The following is a 14,373-nucleotide window of genomic DNA, read 5'->3' on the forward strand; positions in this document are numbered from 1 at the left end:
GCAATTCCGTAATACTCGCGTTGCACGCGGGGGCTCTTGAAAGCCGTATGATCGCCCCGGCGCCAGCACCCCAACCCCCCCTTTCCGCAGGGTTGTTTGGTGTCCCTTCCTCCCTCCTGCCCGGGCACGGGCCGCTGAGCCCTGCCCGAAAACCCCGAAAGGCGGCCTGCATGCTCTCTCGCGTACGCGTCTGGCTCAACCGCACGTACGCGGAGAACGTGTTCTTCATGGATCAGCTGCGCAGAAATCCCAGCGACCGCGCGGTGGAGATCCATGCCACGCACGGGGACCCCGACTCCCCCGTCCTGGCCGCCGCCGACACCGCCGGCCTGGAGCCGGAGGGCCTGTCCCCGGCCGGGTACGTCGAGTACGCCCTCGACCAGTGTGTCCGGCGCGGCATCGACGTGTTCGTGCCCCGGCTGCACCAGAGGGCGATCGTGGCGCACCGCGCGGAGTTCGCGGCGGCCGGTACGGCGCTGCTGGCACCGACCCCCGAGGCGCTGGCCGTGTTCGAGGACAAGGCGACCGCGTACGAGGCGGTCCGCTCGGTGGGGGTCCCGGTGCCGCCGTGGCGGCGGGTGCGCACCGCGGACGAACTCCTGGCGGCCGTCGAGGAGTTGGAGGCCGCCGGGCACAGGCCGTGCGTCAAGCCGGCCGCCGGTGCCGGCGGGGTCGGCTTCCGGATGATCACTCGCGCCCCGTTCTCGCTGGCGGACCTCGCCGGCTTCCCGAGCCCGTACGTCCAGCTCGACCTGGTGGTCGAGGCGCTGCGACGGGCCGAGGAGCCGGTCGACTGGCTGGTGATGCCGCGCCTGGAGCAGCCCGAGGTGTCCGTGGACTGCCTGACCGGACCGGACAACCGGCTGCGGCTCGCGGTGGGCCGCACCAAGAACGGCCGCCGTCGGGGCTTCACCCTGGACGAACGGTGGCTGGAGCCTGCCCGGCTGATCGTGGAGGGCTTCGGGGTGCACCACCTGTCCAACATCCAGTTCCGCATGCTCGGTGACCGGCCGGTGCTGCTGGATGTGAACACACGGCCCTCCGGAGGTCTGCATCAGCTGTCGCTGTGCGGGGTGAACGCGCCGTGGGCCGCGGTGCAGTTGGCGCTGGGCGAGGACCCCGGGGTCATCGAGCCCCCCTTCCTGGGACCGGACTACACGGTGGTCGCGGGGCCCCGGCCGGTCGCGCCTACGTCACTTCCCCGGCAGCGGGAGGCGGAGATCACCCTGCCGGCGCTGCCCGCGCAGGCGGGTTCCGCGGTGGAGGCACTGCCGCTCTAGGCCGTACGCCGGGCGCGGCTCGTCCATGGCTTCGCGGGCCCACGCGGCGGAGCCCCAAGTCGGTACGGGCCCGCGCCCCTTCGGGGTGCGGGCCCTTCCGGGTGCGGGCCCCCTTCCGGGTGCGGGCCCCCTTGACAGCCCGATTGGTCCATACCAAATTCGTTGGCGCACCTCCGCACAGCCGTGCACTCCCACCACCCCATCCCCACAGGGAGATCGCGTGCGCAATCCACTCGGACGTTCCAGACGTCCGCTTCTCGCCCTGCTCGGTTCCGTCGCCCTCGCACTCGGCGGGACCGTCGCCCTTCCGGGTACCGCTCAGGCAGCCAACCTCCTGTCCAACCCCGGCTTCGAGTCCGGTGGCCTCTCCCCCTGGACCTGCACGGGCAGCCTCGGCTCGGTGGTCTCCTCCCCCGTACACAGCGGCGCGAAGGCGTTGCAGGGCGCGGTGACCGACAGCGACGACGCGCAGTGCAGCCAGACGGTCGCGGTCCAGCCGAACACGACGTACACCCTCAGCGGCTGGGTACGCGGCAGCTACGTGTACCTGGGCGTGAGCGGCGGCGCCTCGACCTGGACGACGTCGCCGTCGGCGTACAGCCGGTTGAGCGTCTCCTTCACCACCGGTGCCGCACAGACCAGCGCCACCCTCTATGTCCACGGCTGGTACGCCCAGGGCACGTACTGGGCCGACGACATCGGCCTGGACGGGCCGGGCGGCGGAGGCGGCGGGGACACCCAGGCGCCGACCGCGCCCACCGGGCTCACCGCCACCGGCACGACCTCGTCGAGCGTGTCGCTGAAGTGGAACGCCGCCACGGACAACGTGGGCGTGACGGGATACGACATCTCCAGCGGCCCCCACCAGGTGCTGACCGTCCCCGGCACGTCCGCCACGGTCGGCGGGCTGTCGCCCGGCACGTCGTACACCTTCACGGTGAAGGCGCACGACGCGGCCGGGAACGTCTCGGGGGCCTCCGGCTCCGTGACCGTGACGACCGGCACGGGCAGCGGCGGCGGCACCGGGTTCACACAGGCCGCGCCCTATCTGTACGAGGGCTGGGGCGACCCGCCGAGCCCGACGACGGTGATGAGCGCGACCGGGATCAAGTGGTTCACGATGGCGTTCGTGCTGGACTCCGGTGGCTGCACCCCGGCCTGGGACGGCAGCCGGCCGCTCACCGGCGGCGCCGACCAGAGCGCCGTCAACGCCGTCCGGTCCGCCGGCGGTGACATCGTCCCGTCCTTCGGCGGCTGGCAGGGCAGCAAGCTCGGCGCCCACTGCTCCTCCGCCGCCGCGCTCGCCGGCGCCATCCAGAAGGTGATCGACGCCTACGGCCTGAAAGCCGTCGACATGGACATCGAGAACTCCGACGAGTTCGAGAACGAGGCCGTGCAGGCGAAGATCCTCACCGCGCTGAAGACGGTCAAGGCGAACAACCCCGGCCTGAAGACCATCGTCACCTTCGGCACCTCCACCACCGGACCCACGTACTACGGCAACCGGCTGATCGAGCAGGCGCAGTCGCTCGGCGCCGGCATCGACGTGTTCACGATCATGCCGTTCGACTTCGGCGGCGGCTCGGACATGTACGGCACCACCGTGAACGCCGCGGAGGGCCTGAAGAACAAGCTGAAGTCGACCTTCGGCTGGGACGACGCGACCGCCTACACCCACATCGGCATCTCGGGCATGAACGGCCTGTCGGACCAGCAGGAGACGACCACGCCGGCGATCTGGACACAGATCCGGGACTGGGCGAACTCCCGCCACATCGCGCGGCTCGCCTTCTGGTCGGTCAACCGGGACCGGCCCTGCGCGGGCGGCGGGGTGGTGAGCAACTGCTCCGGCATCAGCCAGAACACCTGGCAGTTCACCTCGATCACGGCCGGGTTCACCGGCTGAGCACACCCTCGGTGTCCCCCGGTCCTGGAACCGGGGGACATTTTTTCCGCGACATTTTTTTCCGCGGGGTGTATCAGAGCGGGTCCCTGCCGCTCTCCATGACAGGAACAGAAAACCCACGGGGGAGCAACGGGGGAATCCACGGGGGAACGGGGGCCCACAGGGGGCGGCCCCACGGGGGAACGGGCCGGTCGGTCGCGGTCACGGGGGGCGACCGGCCGGCTCCGGGGGCAGGAACGCGATGCGATGCCGCCCGTCCGGCGTCCGCGAGCCCCAACCGCGCGGCCTACGACCGGCTCGCCCGGACCCGCCGCAGCCGCAGCGTCAGGATCTGGAACGGCCGCAGCGCGACCGGGACCGAGCCGTCGGGGCGCGCTTCCGCGTCGGCCAGCGGTCGCTCCAGCAGATCGGTGACCTCGGCACCGGCCAGCGGGAACCCGGCGCGCAGCACGCCGGCGGCCCGGCCGCCCCGGCACTCGTACAGCCGTACCACCACGTCACCGGAACCGTCGTCGGCGAGCTTGACCGCCTCCACGGTCACCCCCTCCCCCTCGACGGAGACGACCGGTTCCGGCTCGCCCGCCGAATTGGCCACACGCAGCGGGAGGTTGAGGGCGTAGCCCTCGGCCACCGCGTCCTCGACGCTCGCGCCGGGCAGCAGCGCATAGGTGAAGCGGTGCCGGCCCTGGTCCGCCCCGGGGTCGGGCACGCGCGGGGCACGGACCAGGCTGAGCCGGACCGTGGTGGTCGTACCCCCGTCCTCGCGGACGGTACGGGAGACGTCGTGGCCGTAGGTGGAGTCGTTGATGAGGGCGACTCCGTAGCCGGGTTCGGCGATGTGCACCCAGCGGTGCCCGCAGACCTCGAAACGTGCCGCCTCCCAGCTGGTGTTGGTGTGGGTGGGCCGCTGGACGTGACCGAACTGGATCTCGGCACAGGAGTGCGGGGCGCGCAGGTCGACGGGGAAGCCCGCCTTGAGGATCTTCTCCGTCTCGTGCCAGTCGATGTCCGTCCCGATGTCGATGCGGGCGCTGCCGGCCCGGACGGTGATCGTCTGGGTGATCCGGGATCCCTTGCCGAAGGAGCGGACCACGCGGATCGCGCCGACCAGCGGGGTGTCCTCGGCCAGGGTGACCGAGTCGGGCTCCAGCAGGTCGGTGTACCGGTTCCTGTAGTGCTTGTCGATGTCCCAGGCGTCCCAGCAGTTGGGCAGGTCCGTGTGCAGGCGGAGCAGATTGCCCTGGCCGGCGAGGACTTCGCGACCCGCCCGCAGATCGTATACAGACGACAGTGTTCCGTCGTCCGCCACCTGTACACGGACGATCCCGTTGTCCAGGGTGCGCCCGCCGGCCGTGACCGGATGCGGGGGTTCGGCCGCAGTGAGGGGCGCGGAGCCGTTCGCGGGCACCTTCACATACACCGGTGCGCCCCCGGGGGTGCGGACCACCTCGACGCGCTCGCGCGGGCCGGCGTTGAACACGCGGGGCCCGCCGGTGCCCAGCGCGGCGATCGCCTCGCCCGTGAGCACCTGCAACTCCTCGGCGACCCGGGCGTACTCGGCCTCGGCCTCGCGGTGCACCCAGGCGATGGAGGAGCCGGGCAGGATGTCGTGGAACTGGTGCAGCAGGACCGTCTTCCACAGGCGGTCCAGCTTCTCGTACGGGTAGGTGTAGCCCGGCGCGTGCAGGGCGGCCGTGGTGGCCCACAACTCGGTCTCGCGCAGCAGGTGTTCGCTGCGCCGGTTGCCCTGCTTGGTGCGGGCCTGGGTGGTGTAGGTGCCGCGGTGCAGCTCCAGGTACAGTTCGCCCGCCCAGACGGGGGCGTCCGGGTACTCCGCTCGGGCCTTGGCGAAGAACGCGTCGGGGTGCTCGATCTCGACCTTCGCCGAGCCCTCCAGGTTCTTCAGACGGCGGGCGCGTTCCATGATCTCCCGGGTGGGGCCGCCTCCGCCGTCGCCCCAGCCGAAGGGGGCGAGGGAGCGGGTGGCACCGCCCTTCTCGGCGTAGTTGCGGACGGCCCGGGCCAGTTCCTCGCCGCTGAAGCGGGCGTTGTAGGTGTCGATGGGCGGGAAGTGGGTGAAGATCCGGGTGCCGTCGATGCCCTCCCACCAGAAGGTGTGGTGGGGGAAGGTGTTGGTCTGGTTCCAGGAGATCTTCTGGGTGAGGAACCAGTCGTTCCCGGCGAGCCGGGCCAGCTGCGGGTAGGCCGCGGTGTAGCCGAAGGAGTCCGGCAGCCAGACGCCCTTGGTCTCGATGCCGAAGTGCTCCATGAAGAACCGCTTGCCGTGCACGAGCTGGCGGGCGAGGGCCTCACCGCCGGGCAGGTTGCCGTCGGCCTCCACCCACAGACCGCCGACGGGCGCCCACTGGCCCTTCGCCACGGCTTCCCTGATCCGTTCCCACAGCTGCGGGTGGTGGTCGCGCACCCACGCGTACTGCTGGGCCTGGGAGCAGGCGAAGACGAACTCCTCGTACTCGTCGGCGAGCGCGGTGACATTGGCGAACGTCCGGGACGTCTTGCGCTTGGTCTCGCGGATCGGCCACAGCCAGGCGGTGTCGATGTGCGCGTGGCCGACACCGGAGACGAGGTGCGCGCTGGCGTGGGCGGGCTTGGCGAGCACCGGGCGCAGGGCGTCGCGCACGGCGGGGGCCGAGCCGGAGACGTCGTCCAGGTCGAGCAGGTCCATGGCCCGGTCCAGGGCATGCGTGATCTCGTGCCGGCGCGGGTCGTCCCGGCCGAGTTCCGCCATGAGTTCGCGCAGCACCTGGAGGTCGAGGTCGAGGTGCCAGACCTGTTCGTCGAGTACGGCGAGATCGGCGCGGCGGAATGTATACAGTGGACGGTCGCCTGCCGTCCGTACATCGCCGAGCGGGGTCGGTCCGGCGAAGCCGTTCGCGAGGACGTCCGGGTTGGAGGCCGCCTCCACGAGGTACTCCACCGTCTCCCCGCCCGCCGCCGGGCGGGCGACCGGCACATACTGGTTGAGCGGGTTGACCGCCTTCAGCGGGGTGCCGTCGGCGCGGTGGACGAGCGCCTCGGCCTGGTTGCCGGGCCAGTCACCGACGAAGCCGAGGTCGATGACCGACTCCACCCTCTTGCCGGCCCACCCGGCGGGCACCCGGCCCCGCATCCGGAACCAGGTCGTCCCCCAAGGCGGCCCCCAGGGGGTGTCCCTCGCGAAGGGCGTGTACGGGGCGACTGCGGCCTCCTCGAAGGGAACCGGTTCCCCGGGGGCCTGCCAGGCCTCCACCTCCAGGGGGACGGCGGCGGCGTAGATCGCGGGACTGATGCGCTGGTGGTGGAGGCGTGCGACGCGCTCCTCGATCCGGCGGCGTTCGTCGTGCATGGCGGTCTCCCAAGGACGCTGGGGAAATCAGAAGACGCTGGGGAAACGCTTACTTCAGGTACGCCAGGCCAGGATGGACCTCGGTGTACGCCTCGACCAGCCTGCGGGCCACGTTGACCGAATCGACCAGCGGGTGCAGCGCGAAGGCCTTCACGGCCGTCTGCCGGGATCCGGACTCGGCGGCGGCGAGCACCTCGCGCTCGGCGGCCTTGACCGAGCAGACCAGCCCGGTGGCGTGACCGGACAGCGGGGTGACGGCGGCCGGACGGGCGCCGCCCGCGTCGACCAGGCACGGCACCTCGACGACGGCATCGGCGTCGAGCACCGAGAGGGTGCTCCGGTTGCGCACGTTCAGGATCAGTGTGGTCCGCTCGTCCCGGGCGATGGCCCGCATCAACGCCAGCGCCACCTTCTCGTAGCCGCCGGACAGGTCGTCGGCCTCGCGCTCCCCCGCGCCGGCGCTCTCCCGGTTCTCGGCCATGTAGGTGGCCTCGCGTTCGGCGCGGGTGCCGTTCCACACGTCCAGGGCGGACCGGTCCGTGCGCAGGGCCTCCGCGTAGAAACGGGCCTGCTGGTCGCGCAGGAAGGCGCCCCGGGTCTGCTCGGCCTCCTGGTAGGCGCGTACGGCTTCCCGGTTGAAGTAGTAGTAGTGCAGGTACTCGTTGGGGATCGCGCCGAGCGACTGCAGCCAGTCGACGCCGAACAGCCTTCCCTCCTCGAACGAGCCGAGCAGGGCGGGGTCGGCGAGCAGGCGCGGGAGTTCGTCGCGTCCGGCGACGCGCAGGCCCCGTACCCAGCCGAGGTGGTTGAGGCCGACGTAGTCGACGAAGGCCTCCGCCGGGTCGGCGCCGAGGACGCGGGCGATACGGCGGCCGAGGCCGACGGGGGAGTCGCAGATGCCGATGACGCGGTCGCCGAGGTGCCGCGACATGGCCTCGGTGACCAGGCCGGCGGGATTGGTGAAGTTGATGACCCAGGCGTTCGGGGCGAGGCGGGCCACGCGCCGGGCGATGTCGACGGCGACGGGGACGGTGCGCAGGCCGTAGGCGATGCCGCCCGCGCCGACGGTCTCCTGGCCGAGCACCCCCTCGGCGAGCGCCACCCGCTCGTCGTCGGCGCGGCCCGCCAGGCCGCCGACGCGGATCGCGGAGAAGACGAAGTCGGCGCCGGCGAGCGCCCGGTCGAGGTCGGTGGTGGCGGACACCCGGGGTGCGTCGGGGTGGCCGGCGGCTTGTGCATCCAGTACACGGGTTACCGCATACAGTCGACGGTCGTCCAGGTCGTGCAGGACGACCTCGGTGACCCGCCCTTCGGCGCGGTCGGCCAGCAGGGCACCGTACACGAGCGGCACACGGAATCCGCCGCCGCCCAGGATCGTCAGCCTCACGTCTGCACCCTTCCCGGAAGTCCCGCCACGACCACCCCGGCGCCCATGTCCCGAAGCCCGGACCGGGCGACCGGGCCCACCGGCGCATCCGTCACCGGTGCGTCCTGCCGATGGAAGCACGGCATGCGGTCATCGTAGGGCCACGCTCACACACCACCGCGCGGCCACCGAGTCCACCCCGGACCTTCAGGGCGGCTTCATCCACCGGTCCCGGGACCACGCGATTCTGCACCGTGTGAGCGACGGAAGACCGGCCGGGCGCAGCGGCGCCGGGCCGAACGAGCACCAGGGGTCCAGGATTCCGGTCCGCATCCGGTGCCACCGGCACGAGGGAATCGTGCTCGTCAACGACCATTACGGCCGTGGCCTCGGCCGACTCGCGGCGACCTGGGAGCTGGTGCGGGCCGACGGCCGGATCCTGACCGCTCCCGCCGGCCTGCCCGATCTGAGGCCGGGCGAGACGGCGGCACTCCTGCCGCCGTTCCGGCTGCCGCGGGACGGCGGCGAGGCGTGGCTGACGCTGCGGATGGTGACGGCGGTGGACGAGCCGTGGGCGCCGCGCGGTACGGAGCTGTGCGCGCCGCGAATCCGGCTGCGGGCGGCTCCCCGGGCCGCCCGGCAGGCCGATGCCGACCGTGCCGTACGGCCGTCCCGCCCGGCCCCGGCCGGGAACCACCGCCGGAGCCGGCACCTGCGCGCCCTCTGACCCGGATCCCCCTCCGCCCCCCGCCTCCCCCAACCCAGTGACCTTCGCGCGGCTGTCCCCGGGCCACCCGCGCTGCTGGGCACCGCCGCCGGCGCCGGTGTCGTGCTGCCCCCCGTCGCGTGGCGATGCGCCCGCCCGACCGGGGGGACCGCCACCGACCGAGGCCAGGAGGCCCGCATGGTCCGAGCCGGTACGGGAGGCTTCACCCGGTGAACTCCCTTACCGGAACGGGACTTTCCTTGTTTCAAGTCTTGACGACCGGGGGGCCGGGGAGCACATTGGCGGCACCGTGAGAGCGCTCTCAGAACCCTTCGAGGGCGCCCGTCCAGGGACTCCCGCACGCCCCCGTACCCGAGAAGGCCTCCCCATGAGCGATTCCTCCGGCATACCCAGAAACCGCCCCCCGCGGCACCCCCTGCGGCGCACGCTCGTCGCCGGCGTCGCCACGCTCGGCCTGGCCGCGGCCGTCGCCACGGCGGCCACCGCACCCGCGAACGCCACCGCGCCCGCCCCTCCCCCGGGCTGGACCCAGGTCTTCCTGGACGACTTCGACGGCGCGGCCGGCTCCGGTGTGAACACCGCCGACTGGCAGTACGACACCGGCACTTCCTACCCGGGGGGCGCCGCGAACTGGGGCACCGGCGAGGTCGAGACGATGACCTCCGGCACGAGCAACGTGGCCCTGGACGGCAAGGGGGACCTGCTGATCACGCCGCGCCGGGACGCCTCCGGCAACTGGACGTCCGGGCGGATCGAGACCACCCGTACCGACTTCCGGCCCCCGGCCGGCGGGAAGCTGCGGGTGGAGGCCCGCGTCCAGATGCCGAATGTGACCGGGGACGCGGCCGCGGGCTACTGGCCCGCCTTCTGGATGCTGGGCGCCCCCTACCGCGGCAACTACCAGAACTGGCCGAGCGTCGGCGAGCTGGACGTCATGGAGAACGTCCAGGGCCTGAACAAGACATGGGCCACCGTGCACTGCGGCACCAACCCCGGCGGTCCGTGCAACGAGACGACGGGCCTCGGCAACTCGACGGCGTGCCCGGACACCACCTGCCAGTCGGGTTTCCACACCTACACGATGGAGTGGGACCGCTCGGTGAGCCCGGAGGCGATCCGCTTCTCCGTCGACGGCGTGACCTACCAGACGGTCACGGCGAACCAGATGGACGCGACCACCTGGGCCAACGCCACCGACCACGGGTTCTTCGTCATCCTGAACGTGGCGATGGGCGGCGGCTTCCCGGGGGCGTTCGGGGGCGGCCCCACCAGCGCCACGCAGCCCGGCCACCCCATGGCCGTCGACTATGTGCAGGTCCTGCAGTCCTCGGGCGGCGGGGGTGGCACCACTCCCCCGCCGTCCGGCAACCGCGACGCCTACAGCGCCGTCCAGGCCGAGTCCTACGACAGCCAGTCCGGCATCGGCACCGAGACCACCACGGACACCGGCGGCGGCCAGGACATCGGCTACCTCGCGAACGGCGACTGGGCGCTGTACAAGGGTGTCGCCTTCGGCTCCGCACCGGCCACCCAGTTCTACGCGCGCGTGGCGAGCGGGGCCGCGTCCGGGGTGAGCGGGCTGGTGGAGGTGCGGCTGGACAGCCGGAGCAACGCGCCCGTCGGAAGCTTCGCGGTGGGCGGTACCGGGGGCTGGCAGACGTGGAAGACGGTACCGGCCAACATCAGCGCGGTCACCGGCACCCACGACGTCTACCTCACCTTCACGAGCGGCCAGCCGGCCGACTTCGTGAACGTGAACTGGTTCGACTTCGGTCACTGACCCCGGCGGTCGTACGGCGGCGCGGTTCGCGGCCGGGGCGGTACCGGAAGGCAGCGCCCCGGCCCCGTCCCTGGGGCGGGCACCAGCACCAGTACGGTCCGGGGGCCGCCCCAGTGCGGTGACGGCGGCGGCCCGCGAAGCTGAACGGGTCCTCGCGGAGCCGTACTTGGAGGATCCGTTACCGCTGTCCACGTCACCGTCGTCACGCCGCCCGGGCCGGTCCGGCGGCCGTCTCCGGCGGCAGTTGGCCGCCGGCTGCTGCGGGCTGCTGCTGTGCGGACTGCCCGTCGCCACGGCCACCACCGCCACCGCCGCCACCGCTGCCGCCGCCGCCCGGCCGCTGGTGCCGGCGCGGTACGAGCAGCACGGCCGGGGCACCCTGGTCCGCCACCTCTACGACAGCCCGGGCGAGGTCTTCCGGGCGCCGTACGACCGCGGGACCGAGGCGCTGTTCGACGGCTCCCACACGGGACGGCAGCTGGAGGAGGGCACTCCCGGCACCCTCGAGGAGCTGTTGGCCGAGCACGGGCGGGCGATGCTCGCGCATCCGGCCGGACCGCTGGCACAGGCCCTGCGCACGACCGACGCCGTGTGCACCGGCTGGGCGCCGCGCGCCCCCGTCCGGCTGTTCATGGCGACGGGGGACGAACAGGCCGTCACCGCCAACACGGAGGACTGCCTGACGGCTCTGCGAGAACGGCGTGCGGCCCGGGTGGTCGATGTGGGCGCTGCCGGCTACCACGGCTCCCGGCACCGGGGGTCCGAGGCCGCGGCCGCACCGGCGATCGTCCGCTGGTTCGGGGAGGTGACGCGCGGGTGAGCTGAATACCGTGCCCGGCGGGGCGTTCAGCGCAGCTCGGCGCGGAACGCGACCGGTGTCTGCCCGGTGTGCAGATGGAAGAACTTGGTGAAGTTCGCCGCGTCGGGGAAGCCCACCGCTGCCCCGACGCGGCCGATCGGCATGTCGGTGTGGGCGAGGAGGCGCTGGGCCTCCAGGACGACGCGTTTGTCGATGAACCCCTTGGGGGTCTCGCCGGTGGCGGCGCGGACGGCGCGGACGAGGGTGCGGCGGGAGTAGCCGAGGGTGTCGGCGTAGGCGCTGACGCTGTGGTTGGTGGCGAAGCCGTGCTCGACGGCGTCCCGGAAGCGGGTGAAGGTGCTGTCCGTCTGTTGCCGGGTGACCTCCGCGGAGCTGGCCGCGAGGTGTGCGAGGCGCAGCAGGAACGCGGTGAGGGTGTGTCTGAGGACGGCGGTGTGCAGGCTGAGCGGGAGCGTGGCCGTGTCCTCGTACTCGCGGCGCAGCTGGTCGAGGGAGGCCTGCAGGGCGGTGAGCCGGTCCGGGCCGGGGTGCAGCAGGGGCGGGAGGTCGTAGCGGTACAGGCCGGTGGCCTCGACGGTGGCCCGCGGCAGGAAGCCGGGCTGCATGGTCAGGACGGTTCCGCGGTACACGGTCTCGCGGGAGAAGCGGTGGACCTGTCCGGGGCGGATCCAGAGCAGGTCGCCGGCGCCGGCCTCGTACTCGGCGAAGTCGATCATGTGCCGTACGGGGCCGTCGGTGAACAGCATGACGACGTGGAAGTCGATGCGGTGGACGCGGTGCAGGGGGGCGTCGGCGTGCCAGGTGCGGTCGGTCCCCATGGGGCCGATCTGTATGCCGACACCGCCGACGGCCAGTTCGGCCGGGAAGGGGAAGGTTCTGATGCCGTCGCCATCAGAGTGAGGTGTTTCGCCTGCCATGTCCTCTTCGTGCCGTCCCTGTCGTGCGGTCGCTGTCCCAGATTCACCACAGGCTGACACACCCCGACCTTCCCTAGAAAAAGTCAGACTTTTAAGTTTGAACGCGTCAGGCCAGCAATCCCGCACCGAACGAGGACTTCTTGAAGATGACCACGCAGACTCCCGAGGGTTTCGAGTGGACCGACCTCGACCGGCGTGCCGTGGACACCGCCCGCCTGCTGGCGGCCGACGCGGTGCAGAAGGTGGGCAACGGCCACCCGGGCACCGCGATGAGCCTGGCGCCCGCCGCGTACACGATCTTTCAGAAGTTGATGCGTCACGATCCCGCCGACCCCGAGTGGACCGGCCGGGACCGTTTCGTCCTCTCCCCCGGCCACACCTCGCTGACCCTGTACACGCAGCTGTTCCTGTCCGGGTACGAGCTGGAGCTGGACGACCTGAAGGCGTTCCGGACCCGGGGCTCCAGGACGCCGGGGCACCCCGAGTACGGGCACACCGCCGGCGTCGAGACCACGACCGGCCCGCTCGGCCAGGGTGTCGCCAACGCGGTCGGCATGGCGATGGCGGCCCGCTACGAGCGCGGCCTGTTCGACCCGGACGCGCCCCGGGGTGAGTCCCCCTTCGACCACACCGTCTGGGCGATCGTCTCCGACGGCGACCTGGAGGAGGGCGTCTCGGCCGAGGCCTCCTCGCTCGCCGGCCACCAGAAGCTCGGCAACCTCGTCCTCCTCTACGACGACAACCACATCTCCATCGAGGGCGACACCGCGACCGCCTTCTCCGAGGACGTGCTGAAGCGGTACGAGGCCTACGGCTGGCACACCCGGCGCGTCGAGCCCGCCGCCGACGGCGACATCGACGTGCCCGCCCTGCACGCGGCGCTGACGGCCGCGCGGGCCGAGACCGAGCGGCCGTCGATCATCGCGATGCGCACGATCATCGCCTGGCCCGCCCCGAACGCGCAGAACACCGAGGCCTCCCACGGCTCCGCGCTCGGCGCGGAGGAGATCGCCGCCACCAAACGCGTCCTCGGCTTCGACCCCGAGCAGGCCTTCCAGGTCGAGGACGAGGTCCTCAAGCACACCCGCCGGGCCCTGGACCGGGGTGCCGAGGCGCACGCGGCCTGGGACAAGCGGATCGCCGAGTGGCGTGCCGCGCAGCCCGAGCGCGGCGAGCTGTTCGACCGCGTCAGCAAGGGCGGGCTGCCCGAGGGCTGGGAGAACGCGCTGCCGGTGTTCGAGGAGGGCAAGTCGGTCGCCACGCGTGCCGCCTCCGGCAGGGTGCTGCAGGCGCTCGGCCCGGTGATCCCCGAGCTGTGGGGCGGCTCCGCCGACCTGGCCGGGTCGAACAACACCACCATCGACAAGACCAGCTCCTTCCTCCCCGAGGGCAACCCGCTGCCCGAGGCCGACCCCTACGGCCGTACCGTCCACTTCGGCATCCGCGAGTTCTCCATGGCCGCGGAGATGAACGGCATCGCCCTGCACGGCAACACCCGGATCTACGGCGGCACCTTCCTCGTCTTCTCCGACTACATGCGCAACGCCGTGCGGATGTCGGCGCTCATGCAGCTGCCGGTGACGTACGTGTGGACGCACGACTCCATCGGCCTCGGCGAGGACGGCCCCACCCACCAGCCCGTCGAGCACCTGGCCTCCCTGCGCGCCGTCCCGGGCCTGAACATCGTCCGCCCGGCCGACGCCAACGAGACCGCGATCGCCTGGGCCGAGATCCTGAAGAGGCACGCCGTGAACCCCGCCCCGCACGGGCTCGCGCTCACCCGCCAGGGCGTGCCGGTGTACGCGCCGAACGAGGACGCGGCCAAGGGCGGCTATGTGCTGCGCGAGTCCTCGACCGAGGTCCCGGAGGTGATCGTCATCGCGACGGGCTCCGAGGTGCAGCTGGCCGTGGCCGCGCGGGAGCGGCTGGAGGCCGACGGCATCGGCACGCGCGTGGTGTCCATGCCGTCCGTGGAGTGGTTCGAGGAGCAGCCGCGCGCCTACCGCGAGCGGGTGCTGCCGCCGGCCGTGAAGGCCCGGGTCGCCGTCGAGGCCGGGATCGGTCTGACCTGGTACCGGTTCGTGGGCGACGCGGGACGGATCGTCTCCCTCGAGCACTTCGGCGCCTCCGCCGACGGAAGGACCCTGTTCGCCGAGTTCGGCTTCACCCCCGAGAACGTCGCCGCCGCGGCCCGCGAGTCGCTCGCCGCCGCGCGCGCCTGACGCCGACGC

Annotated in this window: 9 protein-coding genes; 6 read left to right on the forward strand and 3 right to left on the reverse strand. The window is 72.2% G+C overall.

Going from position 1 to position 14,373, the window contains the following annotated elements:
* Positions 1-170: 170 nt before the first annotated feature.
* Both ACWC94_RS09405 and ACWC94_RS09410 read left to right on the forward strand, forming a co-directional pair.
* Entirely contained in the window at positions 171-1,280 is a 1,110-nt protein-coding gene (locus tag ACWC94_RS09405; RefSeq protein ID WP_450795881.1) for an ATP-grasp domain-containing protein, read from the forward strand.
* Positions 1,281-1,500: 220 nt separating this feature from the next.
* Positions 1,501-3,186 carry a carbohydrate binding domain-containing protein gene (locus tag ACWC94_RS09410; RefSeq protein ID WP_450795882.1) on the forward strand — a complete coding sequence of 562 codons (1,686 nt, stop codon included), beginning with the start codon at positions 1,501-1,503 and terminating at the stop codon, positions 3,184-3,186.
* Between the two features lie 286 nt (positions 3,187-3,472).
* Here the strand turns inward: ACWC94_RS09410 and ACWC94_RS09415 are convergent, their stop codons facing one another.
* Both ACWC94_RS09415 and ACWC94_RS09420 read right to left on the reverse strand, forming a co-directional pair.
* A complete protein-coding gene (locus ACWC94_RS09415) occupies positions 3,473-6,532 on the reverse strand; it encodes a glycoside hydrolase family 38 N-terminal domain-containing protein (protein ID WP_450795883.1) in 3,060 nt (1,019 codons plus the stop codon).
* Between the two features lie 49 nt (positions 6,533-6,581).
* Complete coding sequence (locus tag ACWC94_RS09420) at positions 6,582-7,919, reverse strand: 6-phospho-beta-glucosidase (protein ID WP_450795884.1); 1,338 nt, start codon at positions 7,917-7,919, stop codon at positions 6,582-6,584.
* A gap of 235 nt (positions 7,920-8,154) precedes the next feature.
* Between ACWC94_RS09420 and ACWC94_RS09425 the strand changes: the two genes are divergently transcribed.
* The 3 genes from ACWC94_RS09425 to ACWC94_RS09435 all read left to right on the forward strand — a co-directional run bounded on the left by ACWC94_RS09425 (position 8,155) and on the right by ACWC94_RS09435 (position 11,225).
* A complete protein-coding gene (locus tag ACWC94_RS09425; protein WP_450795885.1) occupies positions 8,155-8,625 on the forward strand; it encodes a DUF4981 domain-containing protein in 471 nt (156 codons plus the stop codon).
* 367 nt (positions 8,626-8,992) lie between these two features.
* The gene (locus tag ACWC94_RS09430; protein WP_450795886.1) at positions 8,993-10,405 is read left to right on the forward strand and encodes a glycoside hydrolase family 16 protein; all 1,413 of its coding nucleotides are present in this window, start codon (positions 8,993-8,995) and stop codon (positions 10,403-10,405) included.
* Between the two features lie 166 nt (positions 10,406-10,571).
* Positions 10,572-11,225, forward strand: a complete 654-nt coding sequence (locus ACWC94_RS09435; protein ID WP_450795887.1) for a hypothetical protein — start codon at positions 10,572-10,574, stop codon at positions 11,223-11,225.
* 26 nt (positions 11,226-11,251) lie between these two features.
* On the opposite strand, the gene ACWC94_RS09440 is transcribed toward ACWC94_RS09435, so the two are convergent.
* Positions 11,252-12,142, reverse strand: a complete 891-nt coding sequence (locus ACWC94_RS09440; RefSeq protein WP_450795888.1) for a helix-turn-helix domain-containing protein — start codon at positions 12,140-12,142, stop codon at positions 11,252-11,254.
* Between the two features lie 146 nt (positions 12,143-12,288).
* On the opposite strand from ACWC94_RS09440, the gene tkt reads away from it, so the two are divergent.
* Positions 12,289-14,364, forward strand: coding sequence for a transketolase (tkt, locus tag ACWC94_RS09445; RefSeq protein WP_450795889.1), 2,076 nt, complete (start codon positions 12,289-12,291; stop codon positions 14,362-14,364).
* The last annotated feature ends 9 nt before the right edge of the window (positions 14,365-14,373 follow it).

The sequence above is a fragment of the Streptomyces sp. NPDC001135 genome (genome assembly GCF_053598395.1).